The 17,793-nt window shown below is 68.5% G+C and carries 19 protein-coding genes; 9 read left to right on the top strand and 10 right to left on the bottom strand.

Going from position 1 to position 17,793, the window contains the following annotated elements; translation table 11 throughout:
- Positions 1–76: 76 nt before the first annotated feature.
- Positions 77–1,219, top strand: coding sequence for an HTH domain-containing protein (locus B141_RS0128105; RefSeq protein WP_020578524.1), 1,143 nt, complete (start codon positions 77–79; stop codon positions 1,217–1,219).
- A 4-nt stretch (positions 1,220–1,223) separates the two neighbouring features.
- Here B141_RS0128105 and B141_RS0128100 read toward each other — a convergent pair whose 3' ends face one another.
- On the bottom strand, positions 1,224–2,381 hold the full coding sequence (locus tag B141_RS0128100; RefSeq protein WP_020578523.1) for a pyridoxal phosphate-dependent aminotransferase: 1,158 nt from the start codon (positions 2,379–2,381) through the stop codon (positions 1,224–1,226).
- Between the two features lie 441 nt (positions 2,382–2,822).
- On the opposite strand from B141_RS0128100, the gene B141_RS0128095 reads away from it, so the two are divergent.
- The 5 genes from B141_RS0128095 to B141_RS0128075 all read left to right on the top strand — a co-directional run bounded on the left by B141_RS0128095 (position 2,823) and on the right by B141_RS0128075 (position 6,873).
- Complete coding sequence (locus B141_RS0128095) at positions 2,823–3,353, top strand: hypothetical protein (protein ID WP_020578522.1); 531 nt, start codon at positions 2,823–2,825, stop codon at positions 3,351–3,353.
- Between the two features lie 6 nt (positions 3,354–3,359).
- Entirely contained in the window at positions 3,360–4,133 is a 774-nt protein-coding gene (locus B141_RS0128090; protein ID WP_020578521.1) for an SDR family NAD(P)-dependent oxidoreductase, read from the top strand.
- 385 nt (positions 4,134–4,518) lie between these two features.
- A complete protein-coding gene (locus tag B141_RS50915; RefSeq protein ID WP_202805951.1) occupies positions 4,519–5,385 on the top strand; it encodes a M23 family metallopeptidase in 867 nt (288 codons plus the stop codon).
- Between the two features lie 58 nt (positions 5,386–5,443).
- Positions 5,444–5,992 (top strand): orotate phosphoribosyltransferase, encoded by a 549-nt coding sequence (pyrE, locus tag B141_RS0128080; RefSeq protein ID WP_020578519.1) that lies wholly within the window; start codon positions 5,444–5,446, stop codon positions 5,990–5,992.
- Positions 5,993–6,141: 149 nt separating this feature from the next.
- The gene (locus tag B141_RS0128075; RefSeq protein WP_020578518.1) at positions 6,142–6,873 is read left to right on the top strand and encodes a LemA family protein; all 732 of its coding nucleotides are present in this window, start codon (positions 6,142–6,144) and stop codon (positions 6,871–6,873) included.
- A 54-nt stretch (positions 6,874–6,927) separates the two neighbouring features.
- Here the strand turns inward: B141_RS0128075 and B141_RS0128070 are convergent, their stop codons facing one another.
- Positions 6,928–7,626, bottom strand: a complete 699-nt coding sequence (locus B141_RS0128070; protein WP_020578517.1) for a DedA family protein — start codon at positions 7,624–7,626, stop codon at positions 6,928–6,930.
- A 268-nt stretch (positions 7,627–7,894) separates the two neighbouring features.
- Between B141_RS0128070 and B141_RS0128065 the strand changes: the two genes are divergently transcribed.
- Positions 7,895–8,557, top strand: a complete 663-nt coding sequence (locus B141_RS0128065) for a TrmH family RNA methyltransferase (RefSeq protein ID WP_040422549.1) — start codon at positions 7,895–7,897, stop codon at positions 8,555–8,557.
- A gap of 3 nt (positions 8,558–8,560) precedes the next feature.
- Here the strand turns inward: B141_RS0128065 and B141_RS0128060 are convergent, their stop codons facing one another.
- The 3 genes from B141_RS0128060 to B141_RS0128050 all read right to left on the bottom strand — a co-directional run bounded on the left by B141_RS0128060 (position 8,561) and on the right by B141_RS0128050 (position 11,069).
- Positions 8,561–9,340: an HAD-IIA family hydrolase gene (locus tag B141_RS0128060; RefSeq protein WP_026257637.1), complete on the bottom strand. Its 780-nt coding sequence runs from the start codon at positions 9,338–9,340 to the stop codon at positions 8,561–8,563.
- Positions 9,341–9,454: 114 nt separating this feature from the next.
- Complete coding sequence (locus tag B141_RS0128055; RefSeq protein ID WP_020578514.1) at positions 9,455–9,691, bottom strand: hypothetical protein; 237 nt, start codon at positions 9,689–9,691, stop codon at positions 9,455–9,457.
- A gap of 925 nt (positions 9,692–10,616) precedes the next feature.
- Positions 10,617–11,069: a YbhB/YbcL family Raf kinase inhibitor-like protein gene (locus B141_RS0128050; protein ID WP_026257636.1), complete on the bottom strand. Its 453-nt coding sequence runs from the start codon at positions 11,067–11,069 to the stop codon at positions 10,617–10,619.
- 218 nt (positions 11,070–11,287) lie between these two features.
- Here B141_RS0128050 and B141_RS0128045 point away from each other — a divergent pair, with 218 nt between their 5' ends.
- Positions 11,288–11,809: a hypothetical protein gene (locus B141_RS0128045; protein WP_020578512.1), complete on the top strand. Its 522-nt coding sequence runs from the start codon at positions 11,288–11,290 to the stop codon at positions 11,807–11,809.
- A gap of 8 nt (positions 11,810–11,817) precedes the next feature.
- Here B141_RS0128045 and B141_RS43225 read toward each other — a convergent pair whose 3' ends face one another.
- The 4 genes from B141_RS43225 to B141_RS49765 form a co-directional block, all read right to left on the bottom strand.
- The gene (locus B141_RS43225; protein WP_020578511.1) at positions 11,818–13,569 is read right to left on the bottom strand and encodes an ABC transporter ATP-binding protein; all 1,752 of its coding nucleotides are present in this window, start codon (positions 13,567–13,569) and stop codon (positions 11,818–11,820) included.
- 36 nt (positions 13,570–13,605) lie between these two features.
- Positions 13,606–13,932: a hypothetical protein gene (locus tag B141_RS51780; RefSeq protein ID WP_051114198.1), complete on the bottom strand. Its 327-nt coding sequence runs from the start codon at positions 13,930–13,932 to the stop codon at positions 13,606–13,608.
- Positions 13,922–15,574, bottom strand: a complete 1,653-nt coding sequence (locus B141_RS43220) for an ATP-binding cassette domain-containing protein (RefSeq protein ID WP_051114197.1) — start codon at positions 15,572–15,574, stop codon at positions 13,922–13,924. The genes B141_RS51780 and B141_RS43220 overlap by 11 nt, the downstream gene beginning before the upstream one ends.
- Positions 15,575–15,764: 190 nt before the next feature.
- Complete coding sequence (locus tag B141_RS49765) at positions 15,765–16,289, bottom strand: hypothetical protein (RefSeq protein ID WP_157181357.1); 525 nt, start codon at positions 16,287–16,289, stop codon at positions 15,765–15,767.
- Positions 16,290–16,536: 247 nt separating this feature from the next.
- Between B141_RS49765 and B141_RS0128030 the strand changes: the two genes are divergently transcribed.
- Positions 16,537–17,103, top strand: coding sequence for a dihydrofolate reductase family protein (locus B141_RS0128030; protein ID WP_020578510.1), 567 nt, complete (start codon positions 16,537–16,539; stop codon positions 17,101–17,103).
- Between the two features lie 174 nt (positions 17,104–17,277).
- Here the strand turns inward: B141_RS0128030 and B141_RS0128025 are convergent.
- Positions 17,278–17,793, bottom strand: a 516-nt coding sequence (locus B141_RS0128025; protein ID WP_020578509.1) for an HNH endonuclease, incomplete at its 5' end; no start/stop codon positions are given.

The raw sequence follows: 17,793 nt of genomic DNA, 5'->3' as shown, positions 1-17,793 counted from the left end.
TCAGGTTCAATGGGGTGAAATGAAGAGGTCGCGCGACCTCTACATCGCGTGGGAGACGACCGGGAGGAGGACTGGCGTGCGCGCGAGTCGACTGCTGTCGCTCCTCCTGCTCCTGCAGACCCGGGGTCGGATGACGGCGCCTGAGCTGGCCGAGGAGCTGGAGGTGTCCGTCCGTACCGTCTACCGCGACATCGACTCGCTGTCCGCCGCGGGCGTCCCCGTGTACGCCGACCGCGGTCCTGCCGGCGGCTACCAACTCCTCGACGGCTACCGCACCCGGCTCACCGGGCTGACCGGCGACGAGGCGGAGTCGCTCTTCCTCACCGGCATGCCCGGGCAGGCCGCCGCCGAACTCGGGCTGGGTTCGGTCCTGGCGGCGACCGAGCTCAAGCTGATGGCGGCGCTGCCTCCTGAGCTCCGGTCGAGGGCCGGCCGGATCAGGGAACGCTTCCACCTCGACGCGCCGTCGTGGTTTCGCGAGATGGAGCGACCCGAGCACCTCGCCGCCGTCGCCGACGCCGTGTGGAACCAGCGGATGATCAGGATCCGGTACGAACGCTGGGGCCAGACGGTGGTCACCCGGACGCTCGAACCGTACGGCCTGGTCCTCAAGACGGGGGTCTGGTACGTCGCGGCCAGAGCAACCAGGCCCGAGGGAAGCGGCCGGCCTGACGAGGGAAGCGGCCGGCCTGACGAGGGAAGCGGCCGGCCTGACGAGGGAAGCGGCCGGCCTGACGAGGGGAGCGCCCGGCCAGACGAGGGGAGCGCCCGGCCAGACGAGGAGTCTCGGCCCGACGGGGACGTACGGACGTACCGCATCGCGCGGATCCGCACGCTCACCCCGCTCGACGCGCGGTTCGACCGGGCCCTCGACTTCGACCTCGCGGCGTACTGGCAGGACTGGTCCGAGCGCTACCGCGAGCGGCTCTACCGCGCCGAGGCCGTCGTGCGGCTGTCGCCGTTCGCTCAGGACCTGATCCCCTACTACCTCGGTCCGGTGGCGGCTCGGGCCGCCCGCGAGACGGCCGGGCCGCCTGACGAGGCCGGCTGGGTGCGCGCGGTGATTCCGGTCGAGTCGATCAGGCACGCCAAGCTCGCGTTCTTCCGCTTCGGCCCGGAGGTCGAGGTGCTCGAACCCACGGAGCTGCGCGACCTCATGCGGGAGACGGCCGAGGCCGTCCACCGGATGTACGCGGCGGACGGGCCAGACGCCGAGTAGCTGATCAGCTCCGGGCCAGGCCGGCGCGGAGCCGCTCCACCGCCTCCGACAACACCTCGTCCTGCTTACAGAACGCCCAGCGCACGAGCGGCCGCCCGGCGGTCTTGTCGTCGTAGAAGACCTCGTGCGGAATCGCGACCACGCCGCACCGGGCGGGCAGCATCCGGCAGAACTCCACCCCGTCGGAGTATCCCAGCGGCCGCACGTCCGTCGTCACGAAGTAGGTCCCCTGGGGTGCGAACACGTCCAGACCGAGGGACGCGAGCCCCGCACAGAGCAGGTCGCGCTTGGCCAGCAGGGACGCTCGCAGCCCCAGGTAGTAGTCGTCGCCCAGCCGGAGCGCCTCGGCGACCGCCGGCTGGAACGGCCCACCGGAGACGTACGTCAGGAACTGCTTGGCGGTGCGGACCGCCGCCACCAGGTCGGGCGTGGCGCAGACCCAGCCGATCTTCCAGCCGGTGACCGCGAAGGTCTTGCCCGCACTGGAGATCGTGACCGTCCGCTCGCGCATCCCTGGGAACGTCGCGAGGGGGAGGTGCGGCGCGCCGTCGTACGTCAGGTGTTCGTAGACCTCGTCGGTGATGACCAGCAGGTCCCGCTCGCAGGCGAGTTCGGCGACCGCGGCCAACTCGTCCCGCGTCAACACCGTGCCGGTGGGGTTGTGCGGGGTGTTGATGAGCAGCACCTTGGTCCGGCTGGTGACGGCCGCGCGGAGGGCGTCGAGGTCGAGCCGGAAGTCTGGCGCGCACAGCGTGATCGGCACCCGTCGCCCACCGGCCATCGCGATGCAGGCGGCGTAGGAGTCGTAATAGGGCTCCAGCGCGATCACCTCGTCGCCGGGCTCGACGAGCGCGAGCAGCGCGGCCGCGATCGCCTCGGTCGCGCCGGCGGTGACGAGAACCTCGGAGTCGGCGTCGACGTCGAGGCCGTAGAACCTGCTCTGGTGGTTGGCGACGGCGTGCCGCAGGGCGCCGATCCCGATGCCGGGAGGGTACTGATTGTGCTCACCGGACCGGATCGCGGCGATCGCGGCCTCCAGCATCGAGGCGGGCCCGTCGGTGTCGGGGAAACCCTGGCCGAGGTTGATCGAACCAGTGCTCACCGCGAGCGCCGACATCTCCGCGAAGATCGTCGTCCCGAGCCCGTGCAGGCGGGCCGCCATCCGAGGGTGCGTCACGGGCAACGAGCTTAGACGCCGCGCACCTGGGGAAGTCCCGGGCGGCGGGTGCCACTGAGTGGATTCGGGGGGTACGCGGGGCCGCTCCCGGCGCGTCCGAGGTTGGCCGCCCCGGCTGCCCACCGAAGATGGCAGGGTTGCAGTTCGGTGTACGAAGGATGTCGGGCGTACCCCGGACGTTGGGCGTAGGAATGAAGTCGGGGCGGACCAGCGCCCGCGCAGTGACCAACCGTGCGGGTAAGACGTTCGAGGAAGCGAGGACGGGCATGAGCGAGCGAAGCGAGCTCATCATCAAGCACAGCGCCTTGGGTGCCTCATGCGCGCCCGCAGCGAAGCGAGGACGGGCATGAGCGAGCGAAGCGAGCTCATTATCAAGCACAGCGCCTTGGGTGCCTCATGCGCGCCCGCAGCGAAGCGAGGACGGGCATGAGCGAGCGGAAGCCACCCGGTGAGGGGGACAAGCCCTCGCGCGGCATGCCCACCTGGCCGAGCGGCGAGGGGGACGCCGCACCGTCGCCGACCGAGAAGCCGCGGGTGGTCATGATCGCGGTGCTGCTGATGTACTTCGGCGCCGCCTTGTCGGCGGTCGGGGCGCTGTCCGTCTTCTGGTACCGGGACGAGCTGCGAGCCGGGGCCAGGCGGGCACTGCAGCAGCAGGACAAGCGGGCCACGCCCGAGGCGGTCGAGTCGTTCGCCACCAACGCGATGACGCTCATCCTTGTGTTCGGCCTGATCGCGATCGCGATCTGGGTATTCATGGCGCTCATGAACGATCGCGGCAAGGGGTGGGCCCGCCTGACCGCCACCGGCCTGGCGGTGGCCAACGTCGTGTACAGCCTGCAGACGCTGTCGATCCTCTCGCTCGCGTCGGTGCTCGTCGGCATCGTCGCGGCCGGTCTGCTGTGGACGCCGGCGGCGCGCCAGTGGTTCGACGGCGCCCAGCGGTCGAGGGTGTAGCGGTCGATGCCGACCGCGCTCGTCACCGGGCCGACCGCGGGGCTCGGGCGCGCCTACGCGGAGGCGCTCGCCGGACGCGGGTTCGACCTCGTCCTCGTCGCCCGCGACGTCGCCCGGCTGACCGCGCTCGCCGACGAGCTGACCGGTAGGTACGCCGTGCGCTGCGAGGTCCTGGCCGCGGACCTCGCCGATCGGGTGGAGCTCCGGGCCGTCGAGGAGCGGCTGGCCGACGGAACCCCCGGCGTCGACCTGCTGCTCAACAACGCGGGGTTCGGGCTGGGCGCCGGCTTCCGTGCCAGCTCGGTCGACGACGAGCAGCGCCTGCTGGATGTCCTCGCGGGCGCGGTGCTGCGGCTCACCAAGGCCGCGCTGCCCGGCATGCTCGAACGCCGGTCCGGGACCATCGTGAACGTGTCCAGTGTGGCGGGGTTCGCGCCGTACGGCACGTATGGCGCGGTCAAGGCCTGGGTGACCGCCTTCAGCGAGGGCATCACGTCAGATCTCGCCGGCACCGGCATCCGGGTGCTCGCGGTTTGTCCGGGGTACGTGCGGACGGAGTTCCACGAGCGGGCCGGACTGAGGGTGCAGGGCATGCCGAGCTGGATGTGGCTGCGTACCAACGAGGTGGTCGACGCCACCTTCCGGCACCTCGACGCCGGCCGGCGCTCGCCCGTGCTGGTGCCCACGTTGCGCTATCGGGCGCTGGTCGCCGCGACCCGGCACTTCCCGCGCTCGCTCGTCCTCGCGGTCGCGCGGGGCGTCCGGATGCGTACGCCCTGACGCGGTATCCCGAAGACAAGGCTTTCCCGGTGGAGGCCAGCGCCTGAATGATCACGTTTACGTGGTCATTCAGGTCTTCGCACGGCGGCCGGGGCGGTCCTAGGTCTCTGCATGCACCTTGGCGGGTCGTTCGTGGTGCTCTGGCGCCGGGTTGTCTCACATTGTGTACACCCTGCGGCGCCTTGCATGGCTGGTACCTGCTTCACATGGCATGGACGCCGCGCAAAGCAGGTGCTAGCCATGTGAGGCACCCGCCAGGCGTACACCATGTGAGACAACTCCTTGGATTGACCAGAGTGTGAGACGAAGCTGGTGTGAGCGGGTCCCCGCTCACACCACCGACCAGCCACTTCACAAAGCGCCCGCGCAGCGCCGCCTCGCCGGCGTGTCCGGCAGTGCCCGGCACTCCGCGGTCCGGTCGGGCGTTGTCGACGCGAGGGCCGGTACGGAGTGCGAGGGGGAGTTCGTGGCGTGGGATCCCGATCGTCCGGATAGTTCCGGCTCCTCCGCTGACCGATACCAACCGGCCAACCCTGGTGGGCGTCCCGACGCGCACCGCGTGGACCAGCACGGCGTGGACCAGCACGGCGTGGACCAGCACGGCGTGGACCAGCGAGGCGTGGACCGGCAAGGCGTCGGTCGGCAAGGCGTCGGTCGGCGGGTGGCGCTCGTCGCGGTCGCCGGCGCCCTCGTCATCGCGCTCGGCGCCATGGGCTGGGTCGCCTGGGGCTGGTTGGGGAGCGGACTTCCGCGCCTGGGTCCCCTCGAAGGCTTCGGCGTCGACGAACCCGGACCGCGACCCGACTTCAAGCTCCCCTTCGCCTGCGGACAGCGCTGGCGGATCAGCACCTACCGCGGGCACAACCCCGACGAGATGAAGCTGGACATGTTCCGGAGCGGGGGTACGACCGGCGGTGCGGTCGTCAGGGCGTCGGCGCCGGGTCGCGTCCGCCAGCTGGTGAGTCCGGGTGGAGTGAAGATCGACCACGGCGGCCGGTGGTACACGCTGTACCTCCACATGGACGACATCACGGTCCGGCCGGGCCAGGAGATCGCCCAGGGGCAGGAGATCGGCCGGGTCGGCGCGGTCGGCACCCGGGTGGCCCACCTGCACTACGAGCAGCTCTTCGACGCCAACGGTGACGGCAACGCACGGACGCCGGAGATGGTGCATCCGGTGCTCGAGGGGGTCCCCTACCAGCTCCAGCCGGGCGGGCCGTTCCCCGTCGTACGCAGCACCAACGCCTGCTGACCGCGGTCTGGCCCAGCACGTTCTAAGCTTCGACATCGTGCCCAGCGATCGTGACACCGTGACCGAACGCGCCAGCCTACTCGACCACATCAAGGCCAAGGCGATCATCCACGAGCGGGTGGTGCTGTCCTCCGGGCGGACCGCCGACTACTACATCGACCTGCGCCGGATCACGCTCGACGGGGCCGCGGCGCCGCTCGTCGGCCGGCAGATGCTCGACCTCACCAGAGATCTCGAGTACGACGCCGTAGGTGGTCTGACACTGGGTGCCGACCCGCTGGCGACGTCGATGCTGCACGCCGCGGTGTCCGAGGGACGCCAGCTGGACGCGTTCGTCGTACGCAAGGAGGAGAAGCGGCACGGGCTGCAGCGCCGGATCGAGGGGCCCGACGTGACCGGGCGGCGGGTGCTCGCGGTCGAGGACACCTCCACGACCGGCGCGTCGGTCCTCACCGCGGTCGAGGCGCTCCGGGAGGCCGGTGCCGAGGTCGTCGCGGTGGCAGTGCTCGCCGACCGGGACACCGGCGCTCGCCAGAACGTCGAGGCGGCCGGGCTCCCTTACCGGTTCGTGTACGGGCTGGCTGACCTGGGCCTCGGCTCGCACTGAGGCGCGCCGTCGGCAGCTGAACGTGGGCATAGCGGTGCACACGTCGGGCGGCGCGCGGGGCCCCGGAGGAAGGTCCGTGGTTTCGCTTCTTCGCCCGATTGAGGCACTAATATCCCCCCTGCCAGGCCGTCGACCAGCAAGGGCTCCGCGTGATCGGGATTATCGTCGCCGTCGTCATCGTCGCCATCGCACTGGCGGCCGGCTGGGTCGTGTCCCACAACCGCTTCGTGAGCCAGCGCAAGCTCGTGCGCGAGTCCTGGCGGCAGGTCGACGTCGAGCTGCACCGTCGCTACGAGCTGGTCCCGAGCCTGGCCCAGGCCGTCCGGGCCCACGCCTCAGCGGAGAGCGGGGTCTTCGACGAGGTCGCCCAGCTGCGGACCGCGGCAATGGAAGGTGACGACGACCTCGCGCGCCGGGCGCGGCAGGAGTCCGCGCTGTCAGAGGGGCTGCGGGAGCTGTTCGCGGTGGCGGAGAGTTGTCCTGGCCTTGCCTCTGACCAGCAGTTCCTCGGTCTGCGGCAACAGCTCGCCGAGACGGAGGACCGGATCGCGGCGGGGCGGCGCTTCTACAACGCCAACGTGCGTGCCTACAACACCCGGGTCGAGGCGTTCCCCTCCAGCATTGTGGCGTCGCGGTCACGCTTCGCCACAGCGGAGTGCTTCGAGGTCGAGGAGGCGGAGGTGCGGGCCACACCCGCGACCGACTTCACCGATCTTGGTGCCGCCGCGTCTAACGGCGCGCAACCGGGCCTGGCCGCGCCGGCGCCGGGTTCGACGCAGGCCTCATCAACACCCGACCGTGCTGAGGCGCAGCGCGACGCCGAGGTCGACCACGAGCGGTCCGACGACCAGGGGGATCGGCGTACGCCCGGCTTGACGTGAGAACTTCTACGGCGGGGTGGCCGCCGCTCTGGGCGGCGCGGGCGTCGATCGAGGTCAGCCGCGTTCCCGAACCCTCGCCTGGGGCTCCTCGGTGTCACCGGCCCGAGCGTGCTCGGCTCGCGCCTTCACCCGCGCCCGGAGGACTTCGATCCCGATCGGGATGACCGACACGAGCACGATCACGATCAGCATGAGTTCGATGTTGGTGCGGACGGCCTCGATCTGGCCGAGGAAGTAGCCGAGCACCGTCACCCCGGCGCCCCACAGAACCCCACCAATCGTCGTATAGGTCGCGTAGCGGCGGAAGTCCATCCGGCCAACGCCCGCGATCACCGTGATGAAGGTACGTACGATTGGAACGAACCGCGCCAGGACGATCGCCCGGGCGCCGTACTTCTCGAAGAAGCCGTGGGTCTTTTCGACGTACTCCCGCTTGAAGAGCCTGGAGTCGGGTCGGCTGAAGATCGCGGGTCCGGCGCGGTAGCCGATGCCGTAGCCGAGCAGGTTGCCGGCGCAGGCGGCCACCACGATCAGCAGGGCGACGAGCCAGAGGGGCGCCTTGATCGCCCCATTGGCGACGAGAAGCCCGGCGGTGAAGAGCAGGGAGTCGCCGGGAAGGAAGAATCCGATCAACAACCCACACTCGGCGAACACGATGATGAGCACCCCGATGAGGGCATAGGGCCCGAGGGTTTCGAGGATTTTATGGGCATCGAGCCAGTCGGGCATCAGCGCAAGCGTCGTCGGCGGCACCCAGCGAGCCTAACGGTGCTCGCTGAGCGATTCCTGAGTCCTAGGTCCCTGCTCCCGGGTGTCGGCGTCCGCAGCCTTGTCCGAAGGAACGACACCTTGGGTCCGAATGATCACGTAAACGTGGTCATCGCCCGTCTCGCATGGTGTCGGTGCCATGCAAGGCATGCAATGACCACGTTTACGTGATCATTCGGGCCTTCACGCAGCTGACCGCTGCCCGGCTGACGGTCACCGAAGGCGGTGCATCGAAGATGGACGGGTGGAACGCATTGACGACGTTCGGGAGACCGTCCCCGATGAGCCGACCGACGGGCTGAGCGCCTCCGTCGGGGTGGGACCGTGGGATGGTCCGTGGCCGAGCGATCCCCACTACGACCCTGAGCTTCTCGCGCACGGGGACCGGCGCAACGTCGTCGACAGGTTCCGCTACTGGCGCCGCGACGCGGTGGTCGCTGACCTCGACACCCGCCGGCACGATTTCCACGTCGCCATCGAGAACTGGCAGCACGACTTCAACATCGGCTCGGTCGTGCGTACCGCCAACGCGTTCCTGGCCAAGGAGGTCCACGTGGTCGGCCGGCGGCGCTGGAACCGCCGCGGCGCCATGGTGACGGATCGGTACCAGCACGTACGCCACCACGCCGACCTCGAGGCGCTCGCGGCGTGGGCCCACGAGCAAGGGCTGCCCCTCCTCGGGATCGACAACCTGCCCGGTGCGGTGCCGCTCGAGACGTACGACCTGCCGCGCAGCTGCGTCCTACTCTTCGGGCAGGAGGGACCCGGGTTGTCGGACGCCGCGTGGAACGCCTGCGACGCCGTACTCTCCATCGCGCAGTACGGCTCCACCAGGTCGATCAACGCCGGTGCCGCCGCCGCGATCGCCATGCACAGTTGGGTACGCCGGCATCTGTTCGACCAGAAGCCGGCCTGAGCGTCAGACCTGGTCCACCAGGTCGGCGATCGAGTTGACCACCAGTGACGGGCGGTAGGGGAAACGCGGGATGTCTTCGCGCCGGGTGACACCGCTGAGGACGAGCACCGTGCTGAGCCCGGCTTCGATGCCGGAGACGATGTCGGTGTCCATCCGGTCGCCCACCATCGCCGTCGACTCCGAGTGCGCCTCCACCCGGTTGAGCGCACTCCGCATCATCAGCGGATTGGGCTTGCCGATGAAGTACGGCTCGACGCCCGTCGCCTTCGTGATGAGCGCGGCCACCGCACCGCACGCCGGCAACGGGCCCTCGGGGGTGGGGCCCACCGTGTCAGGGTTCGTCGCGACGAACCGCGAGCCCTTGTCGACCAGCCGGATCGCCGTGGTGATCGCCGAGAAGCTGTAGGTGCGGGTCTCGCCGAGGACCACGAAGTCGGGGTTCCGGTCGGTGAGGACGTACCCGATCTGGTGCAGGGCGGTGGTGAGGCCCGCCTCGCCGATGACGAACGCGCTCCCGCCCGGTGACTGCGTGTCGAGGAAATTCGCCGTCGCGAGCGCGGATGTCCAGATCGCCTCCTCGGGGAGTTCGAGGCCGGCGGCGAGCAGCCGGGCGCGCAGGTCCCGCGGCGTGTAGATGGAGTTGTTCGTCAGCACGAGGAACCGTTTGTGCGACGCGTGTAGGGCCGCGACGAACTCCGGCGCTCCGGGCACGGGATGTCCCTCGTGCATGAGTACGCCGTCCATGTCGGCGAGCCAGCAGTCGATCGCCATACGTTCAAACATCGCCACCTCCGGCCTGCGGTGGGGGTGGGCCCGGACGGGCGGAGCCCGAGCGGGGCCGGAACCACACAACCCGCACCCACGGTAGTCGGCAGCCACCCGCCGGGGCGGCGTCCGTCAGACTCCGAGCCGGGCGTAGAGCCGGGCGGCCAGGTCAGCGGCGAGATCGGTGACGGGAGTGTTGTCGGACGATTCGGCGAGGAGTTCCAGGAGGCGGGCGACAACCATGGCCTCGGGCTGGCTGAGGACCGGCACCCGGTCCAGATGTGCGCTTCCACCGCTCACCCGGTCGTGCCCGGGTGCCTCGGTCATCCACCCGCGCAGCGTGGCCACGAGTTCGGCCGGCGATTGCATGCGTCCATCACGACGCGTCACCCTCGGGTGAAAGGACGACATGCACCGCCTCCCGACGTGCGTGCGCGGCTCCCTCTCCGGTGGGCAGAGGTAATTCCGGCCCCACACGGGCTTCGCCCGTCTGGGCCCACCCCCACCTCGGGAGTGAAGCCTGTTCCTGGTCAATGCGGCCACGAAGCTGGCCCGTCCCCCGTTCGGGCCAGCTTCGTGTGACGGGAACTCCTCCGGGCCGGCTCTCTGGGCATCGGACCAACGGGCCCTGCCCACCAGTGCCGTCCGGGTGGTGCGCCCGCCGTAGACCGTGGCGGGTGGCACGAGCGGATCCGCCTCCGAATCCGCTTGTGCCACCCTGCCCGGCCGGCGGAGACGCCCCCTTCAGTGGCCAGGCCGGAGCGAACATCCGCGTACACGTCATCGGGGCCAGCGGTCACCCCCCTCCTGCGACCGCTCGACCTCGAATGGTCGTGTGCGAAGACGGCTCGTCCCGTGAACGCCTGGCCGCTATCCCGCCGTGGAATGCACGGATGCGGTCACGCGTGACGGTGGTGCGCGGTAGCGCGACGAAACGCGGCTGTGTGAACGAAGTCGAATGGCCGCCGATGGGCCTGAGGGCTCGCCGTCGCGACGCCAACCGATGCGCCTGGTCGGCGTCGTGCGTCGGTGGTGGTGCCAAAGCGACCATGGAAGCTCGCTCGACACCCGACCCCCTGGATCGCAGCCATGTCTCAACGTGCTTTGTCAGGCTGCCGGGGTCTGGGGCGGCAACGCGCGACCGTTCAAAATGAACCGCCGCAGTGACGAGAGTAACGCTCCGAGTAGCCGAACCCCAACCCGGGGTCCACATCATTCGGACGTACCGGCATCTACCGGATCCGGTCACCAGCCCGGAGGACGCGTTTCCGGCGTCCGCTGGACAACCGCCGGACTACCGCTGGAAGAGCCCGACCAGGGTGCCGCGGGCGAGGGCAACCTTGTCAGCGACACGGTGTATGTCGTCCGCGCTCGGGTGCCTGGGGAGCCTCACGGGGCCGGGCAGGGCGTACAGCCGGAAGAAGTACCGATGTGCGCGATCCCCCGGCGGCGGCGCCGGGCCACCCCATCCCAGCTCGCCGAAGGCGTTCTGCCAGGCGTGGCCACCCCGTGGCGGCCGGCCCTCGGGCGCGCCGCTGGAACCCGGGTCGATGCCGGTCACCAGCCAGTGGAGGAACGTTCCCGCCGGCGCGTCCGGATCTTCGCACAGCAGGAGGAGTTCGGCTGACTCGTCGGGAACGTTCGACCATTCGAGCGCGGGGGAGATGTTGTCGCCCGCGTGCCCGTGCCGGCCAGGGATGAACGTGTGATCGCTGAACGCGGGGCTATGAAGCTCGATTACCGTCATGATCGCCACCCGTGTTGAGTTGGTTCGGCCGGCCCTCTCGCCCGCTGGCGATTTCTTTCTTTGAGCTGATATTGGCATTCTTTCGGGAATTTAGTTTTCGTTCGCCGAGCGGTGTGCGACTTGCGAGCCCGAATAAACCTGCGGCCGGTGTGGTTTTTATTATCGGTTCGCTTGCCAGGCTCTTTCGCCTGGCTGTGTCGTACGAGAGCGAGAGGCTGATGGCCGCCGAGTTGGATCCCGTCATCGCGGCCGCCACGCGCTGGTTGATCCGCGCTTACCCGCCAGGTGACGGCTTCAACACCGCGCTTGCCGAGACACAGGCCCGGCAAGCGGTGACGATTGCCGCGTGGCTGCGGTATCCGACCGCGATTGACGCCGGCCTGGTCGCTTTGACAGGTCCTGGGGGTTCTGCTCGGCTCGACTGGATCGCTGGCACAGATCATGACGATCCGCTTGACGAGGAGCATGCCTGGCGTACCTGGGTGGACGAGGTCGTCGTCAGCTGGGCCGCCTGCCTGCTCTCCGATCATCAGCTGGCGCGGACCGCGGTCGCCGCGAGCGCGCGTACTGAACACATGTCCGGAATGCACCGGGACTTCCGCCGCCTGATGGCGCCGGACGAGCACGACTGGTCCGCCGCGACGCTCCTGCGCCACCCCGACCTGGTGGCGCCCATCGCCGACCTGCACCGCGCCGAGCTGCTCGCACTCCTCCACGCCAACACCGCGGGCGCGGCCTGAGAGCCTGGTCATCGGTAGCCGCGCGCCTGGAGTTTGTAGAGCTCGGCGTAATGGCCGTTGGCTGCGAGGAGTTCGGCGTGAGTTCCTTGTTCGGTGATGCGCCCGCTTTCCAGGACGACGACGAGATCCGCGGCGGCGACGGTGGAGAATCGGTGCGTGACGAGGAGCGTGATGCCGCCATTTCTTCGGTTGGCCCTCGCAGCCGCGGCGTAACGCTCGAAGAGCGCATGCTCGGTGGTGGCATCCAGCGCGGCGGTTGGTTCGTCCAGGATCAGGAGCAGCGGTTGATGTCGCATCATGCCGCGGGCCAGCGCGAGACGCTGCCATTGACCTCCGGAGAGCCCGACGCCTCCCGGCCAGGTGGCGCCGAGTTGGGTGGCAAGCTCCTGCGGAAGTGACTGGATGACCTGCTCGGCAGCGCCTGTTTCGACGGCCGCGTGGACGCGTACGTCGTCGTACAGGCGGTCGACATCCCCGAGCCCCACGGTTTCTCTGGCGGTGAGCTCGAGTGTCGCGTAGTCCTGGAAGGCGCCCGCGATCCGGCTGCGCCAGCTGGCGAGAACGAGATCAGTGAGGTCGATGCCGTCGACGAGGATCCTCCCGGTGGTGGGTCGGTAGAGGCCCGTGAGGAGTTTCGCGAGCGTGGATTTCCCGGCGCCGTTCTCTCCAACCACGGCCACGACGAGACCGGGCCGAAGGTGAACGGAAATGTTGTCGATCGCGGCGCGCTCCCGGTTCGGATAGGAGAAGCTCAGGTTCTCCAGTGTGATGCCCCGGGACAGGTGGACAGGGGCGGGAACTCTGCCGGCGTGCTCGTTCTGAACCTTCCGCGCGTAGTCGAGAAGCCACAGGAAGCGGCCCGCGGTGCGGATCACACCAGCCACCCCACGGGTTGATTCCTGAAAGTCGGCCGCGGCCGCCTTGAGGCGGCCGATGAGCATGAGGGAGAGTACGAGCGTTCCCACGCTGGTGGTGCCGCTGATCACGTCATGGGTGAGCCAGGCGAGCACGCTACCGGCCGCTCCGAAGAAGACGGCATTGTTGACGATCTCGAGGACCGCCTGACGGCGAGCCTGAACGACAAAGGGATATCGCCATCCGCGAGCCGCATCGCGCAGTCGAGTGCGGATCTCGTCTGACAACCCGAACACCCGAAGCTCGGCGCCAGCCGTCGCGTCGAACCCGAGGCTGAGCAGATGCTGGGAGAGACGGCCCGGCTGGGCCGACGCCTTCTCCGCTTCGGCCGCCCAACGAACCTGCCATTTCACCGCGAGGACCGAAGGGACTCCTGCCGCGGCCACCAGCATCAGGCGCCAGTCGGCTGATGCCGCCAACCCGAGCACGGCGACCACCCGGGTCACGTCGGCAAGGACATTGAGGAGGGTGTTGAACGCGACGCCGAGCGATCCTTCCTGGTCGCGAAGGGTCTGCAGCTGGTCGAGGTACCGAGGCGACTCAAGGTGGTCGAGAGTCGGGATGCGGGCCCTGACCTCCGCGATGCGGGTGCTGAACGCATAGCCGACTCGCTCGAGTTGGCCTATCCGGGCATGGGCGCCGACGAGAAGCAGGATCCGCTCGACGGCGATCGACATGACGAATGCGGCTGCCGCCACCGTCACCCCTACCGCGTCACGGCTGATCGCACCGGTGATTATCCAGGTGAGGAACACCGGTTGCAGCACCTGCAGGACGTTGCCCGCCGATTCACCGAGGCAGATCAGGGACTGCCAGGGACTGACTCGTACCGCCGTTGCGACCACCAACCAGAGCGCACGTAAAGAGCGAACCATTGCCGGTCACAGCCCCTCGACGATCGGAGTCCCCGTGGAATCGCGGAGCGACTTCGTGGGGTGAGACTCGTGCGCGAATCGGGAAGCCTGCAAGGAGAACAGCTCGGCGTACATGCCGCCCCGCGCCAGGAGGTCGTCGTGGCTGCCGTCCTCCACCACCTGCGCGCCGCCATCCACGCCAGCGCCCAGAACGACGATCCTCTCCGCGTGCCGCACACTGGACAGCCGATGGCTCACCAGGAGAGTCGTGGCGCCACGAGTAACCTCCAGGAACCTGTCGAACACCGCTGCCTCGACCCGGACATCCAGCGCCGACGTCGGTTCATCGAGCACCAGAACGCCTGCTCCCGAGCGAAGTGCGGCGAATGCCCGCGACCCGCTGCCACTGGCCGCCGGACAGGTCGGTGCCTCCGTCGTACTCCGCCGACAACACCGTGTCCCAACCATGCTCGAGGCTGGCGAGCACGGAGGGGCCGCCGGCGTCCCTCAGCGCCTCCTCCACAAGCCGCTGGTCGCTGACCGCTGCGGACCCCGCGCCCATGGCAACGTTGTCGCGCAGCGGCAGGTGATAGCGGACGAAGTCCTGGAAGATCACCGCTATCCGCTGCCGCGTGCGCTCGTCGACGCCAGGGTCCGCGTCGTCGAGCCGCACGGTGCCCTGATCCGGCCGATAGAGCCCGCACAGAAGTTTGATCAACGTCGACTTGCCGACGCCGTTCACGCCGATCAGCGCGACTGACTGGCCGGCCGGGATTTCCAGGCTCAGCTTGCTGAGAGTGGGGCGATCCTCGGACGGGTACGTGAAACTCACGTCGTGGAGCGCGATCGACGCCGCCCGGTTCTCTTGCCGATTCGGAGCTACGTTGTGCTCAGGATTCTGTCCAGGTGAAGGTTCCTGACTCGGGAAGGCTCTGTGTGGAGGGCTTTGGCGTGAAGGACCTGTGCGGGGAAGTGGTGTCAACCAGTGCTTGCTTCGAAGTCGCGCGAGCTCCGACACCACGGCCATGGTGTGGGCAAGGAACAGTTGCGGGTCCTGCTGTGGACCGAAGGCGCTCATGGCCAGGACCGCCTGCGCGAGCGTCACGACCGTACCCGCCCCGATAACGCCGGTCCATGCTTCGCGAGCGAGTAGAAGGACAACCATCACGTTGACTGCCAACGGAACCAACATCACCAGGAGGGTGGTGCGGAGACCACGGGTACGGTGCGCCCAGACCGGTCGCATGGCGTTGTGCCACGTGGCTACGTACCGGTCGATCAGCCATCCTGTCAGGTCGAAGAGGCGTACTTCTTTCGCCGATGGGAGTTCGGTCAGGAGCGATCGGAGGTAACCAGCGCGCCGCCGATCGTTGCCCGTCACCTCGAGCAGGTTGTCGAAGATCGTGTTGCTCCATTGGCCAAAGGCCCTGCTCAGCAACAGCCATCCGGCGAGCAAAGTGGCAGCCACCCACCACGACCAGCCGGCCAGGACGATGAACGCGCCGACACCTCCGAGCCGGATCGACAGCAAGGTCCAACCAGCATGGACACCTGCAATGAAGAGCCAGTCCTCGGAGGCTCGGGTCACCGCGGTGAGTTCACCCGCCGAACGGGGTTCCTCAAGATGTGCCACGCCGTGGGGATGGGTGCCCACCTCTATGGTCATGTCGAGTACGGCCAGCAGATACCGTGCCGACACCGCTTGACCCACAGCGGCGAGCGCCGCCACCGAGACCGGGGCGGCGACGAACAACGCGGCAGTGGTGATCAGCCAGTTCCAGGCGACATCCGCCGCGGGCGACCCGAACCCGCCAGCCAGCGCGGCCGGAAATGACGCCACCAGACGTCCGGTCGTCACCATCGCGGCTGTGCCCGCGCCGGCCGCTACCACGGCCAGAACCAAGCAGAGCAATGGCGGCAGTGGTGCGCACTGCCAGAGCAGCAACACGTGCAACGTGTGCCGGCGGATTACCGCCAAAGAAAAGGAGCGCAGCATGCCACAAACCCTTCGATCGGTCTGTGGGCAGCTGCGGGCAACTGCCATCGCACCGCGCGGGATAGACGCGATACGAGTGGATTAGAACGCGCCCAGGATGGCACAGGGGGCCTACCTCCGCAAGCAGGCAGTCCTGGAACTCCGCGGGCGCATGCGGCTCCCCGTCACGCGACCTGCTTGGTAATGCCACCTACTTCCCCCGCCTGGCAATAGAGGGCCACCTCCGATGATCATGATCGTGATCATGAAGGTCTTCGGGAGCATTGGCCCCTTTTGGCTTCATGATCAATGGTGCGGCGATGGGGCTGGAGGCGAGGTCGAACCGACCTTCGCATGTTGGCGCCGATACTGACCTGCGTCGGGTGGTGAATGCGCGGCGGTGGCTGGCCGCGCCGCTGCCGGATGGAATCTTGCTGGAGCTGGTGTCGACGATCAGGCAGTTCCCCAGAATCGACGATTTCCGATCACGATCTTCCCCACCCAGCCAGTCACGAAGCTCCTCACGGGGACGACGATCGGACCACTCCACGAGCTTGAGTTTCGGGGTGGGAATCGCCCCCAGGGCTTCGGTCGTGGTTTCCACATGAACGACGTACACCGCGATCGCCGTCCCTGTGCGGACGAGCGTTGCCGTGATCCTGGCCTCGACGGCGTCCGGATAGCCCCGCTGCCTGAGCGTCGTTGCGTACCACCTATGTGAGACGCCGCTGGTCACGGCGCGGTCGCTTCCCGCGCGCGCACGGGCTACGGATCTTTGGGGTTCCCCTTCCGTACGCCCGGTCGAGGCTGCAGAGCAGCCAGCCATGCCCTTCGTTGACTTGCCGAGCACGTGACGGCGACCGCTGCCGGGCGGAGGCCCCGTGAGAATTTTCTGCCGGCAGCCTGTCGGATCCGGAGCGAGGCGTTCGTAGCAGGGGTGAGAAGGTGGCCGGAGGAGGCCGCCGGGACAAGGAAGTGATGAGATGACGCGGAAACTGACCTTTGGCATGAACCTGAGCCTGGACGGCTACATCGCCGCGCCCGGCGACGACCTCGGCTGGAGCGTGCCGAGCGACGAGTGGTTCCAGTGGTGGTCCGACCGGGTGGGGGCGACGGGCCTGGCGCTGTACGGGCGCAAACTGTGGGAGGGGATGAGCTCCCACTGGCCGACCGCCGACCAGCAGCCTGGCGCCACACCGGCTCAGATCGAGTACGCCCGCCGCTGGCGGGACATGCCGAAGGTGGTGTTCTCCTCCACGACCAGCGCGGTCGACTGGAACGCCCGCCTGGTCACCGGCGACGCTGTCACCGAGATCACCCGGCTCAAGAGTGAGGATGGCGGTCCCATGGACGTCGCCGGCGCCACCCTCGCCGCGGCGGCCATGCGGGCCGGGCTGATCGACGAGTACGCGATCGTCACCCACCCGGTCCTGGTGGGCGGCGGCACGCCGTTCTTCACGGCCCTGGACAACTGGGTGAACCTGAACCTGGTGGAGACCCGGACGTTTCCCGGCGGCGTGCTCCTGACCAGGTACGAGACCAGGCGCTGAATACCCGACCTCGGATCGGCGCGGGCTCGGGCCACCCAAGGATCCCGTGGCCAAGCGGGATCGGTGTACTCCGCATGGGGTCGGCGATCAAGCAGACGGGCAGGCTCGATAACCCTTCCATATAAGGGTTATCGCGCCTGCCGATGTGAGGTGGTGCGAATCCATGTACGTCGGTTAGAAGGGCGGGGGATCGGGGTCGGCGGGTTCTACGGGGTCGGTGAGGCGTGGTGGGGTGACCTTGTATTGCCGGCTGTGGGGGTCGGTGTAGGTGAGGTGGCCTGGGCTGGTTTGCTCGACTTTCCAGTCGCCCTCGGTTTTGACGCGGTGGTGGCGGCGGCATAGTGGTGCCACGTTCGCGACGGAGGCCTCACCGCCCTCGGAGTATGGCTTCGTGTGGTCGAGGTCGCAGCTGATGGCTGGGCGTCGGCATAGCATCCAGGTGCAGCGTTGGTTCAGCGACTGAACCAGCTCCGCCGGGAGACCGCGTAGGAAACGTTGCGCCATCGGATGCAGGCTCAACAACTGGCCCGTGACCGGGTGGGTGACCCCGACCGCGAACATCGCGTCAGGGTTGTCGAGGTGGTTGGCGAGTAGCCGTCTCGCCACTTCGGTGAAGATCGGACCGAACCCGCCAAGCTCTGCTGGCCGCTTCGCCCACTCCATCAGCGTCGGGAACGGCACATTCAGCTG

Source organism: Actinopolymorpha alba DSM 45243, from assembly GCF_000373925.1.
In the GTDB taxonomy this organism is placed as follows: domain Bacteria; phylum Actinomycetota; class Actinomycetes; order Propionibacteriales; family Actinopolymorphaceae; genus Actinopolymorpha; species Actinopolymorpha alba.
This window is presented reverse-complemented; position numbering and strand designations above follow the sequence as displayed.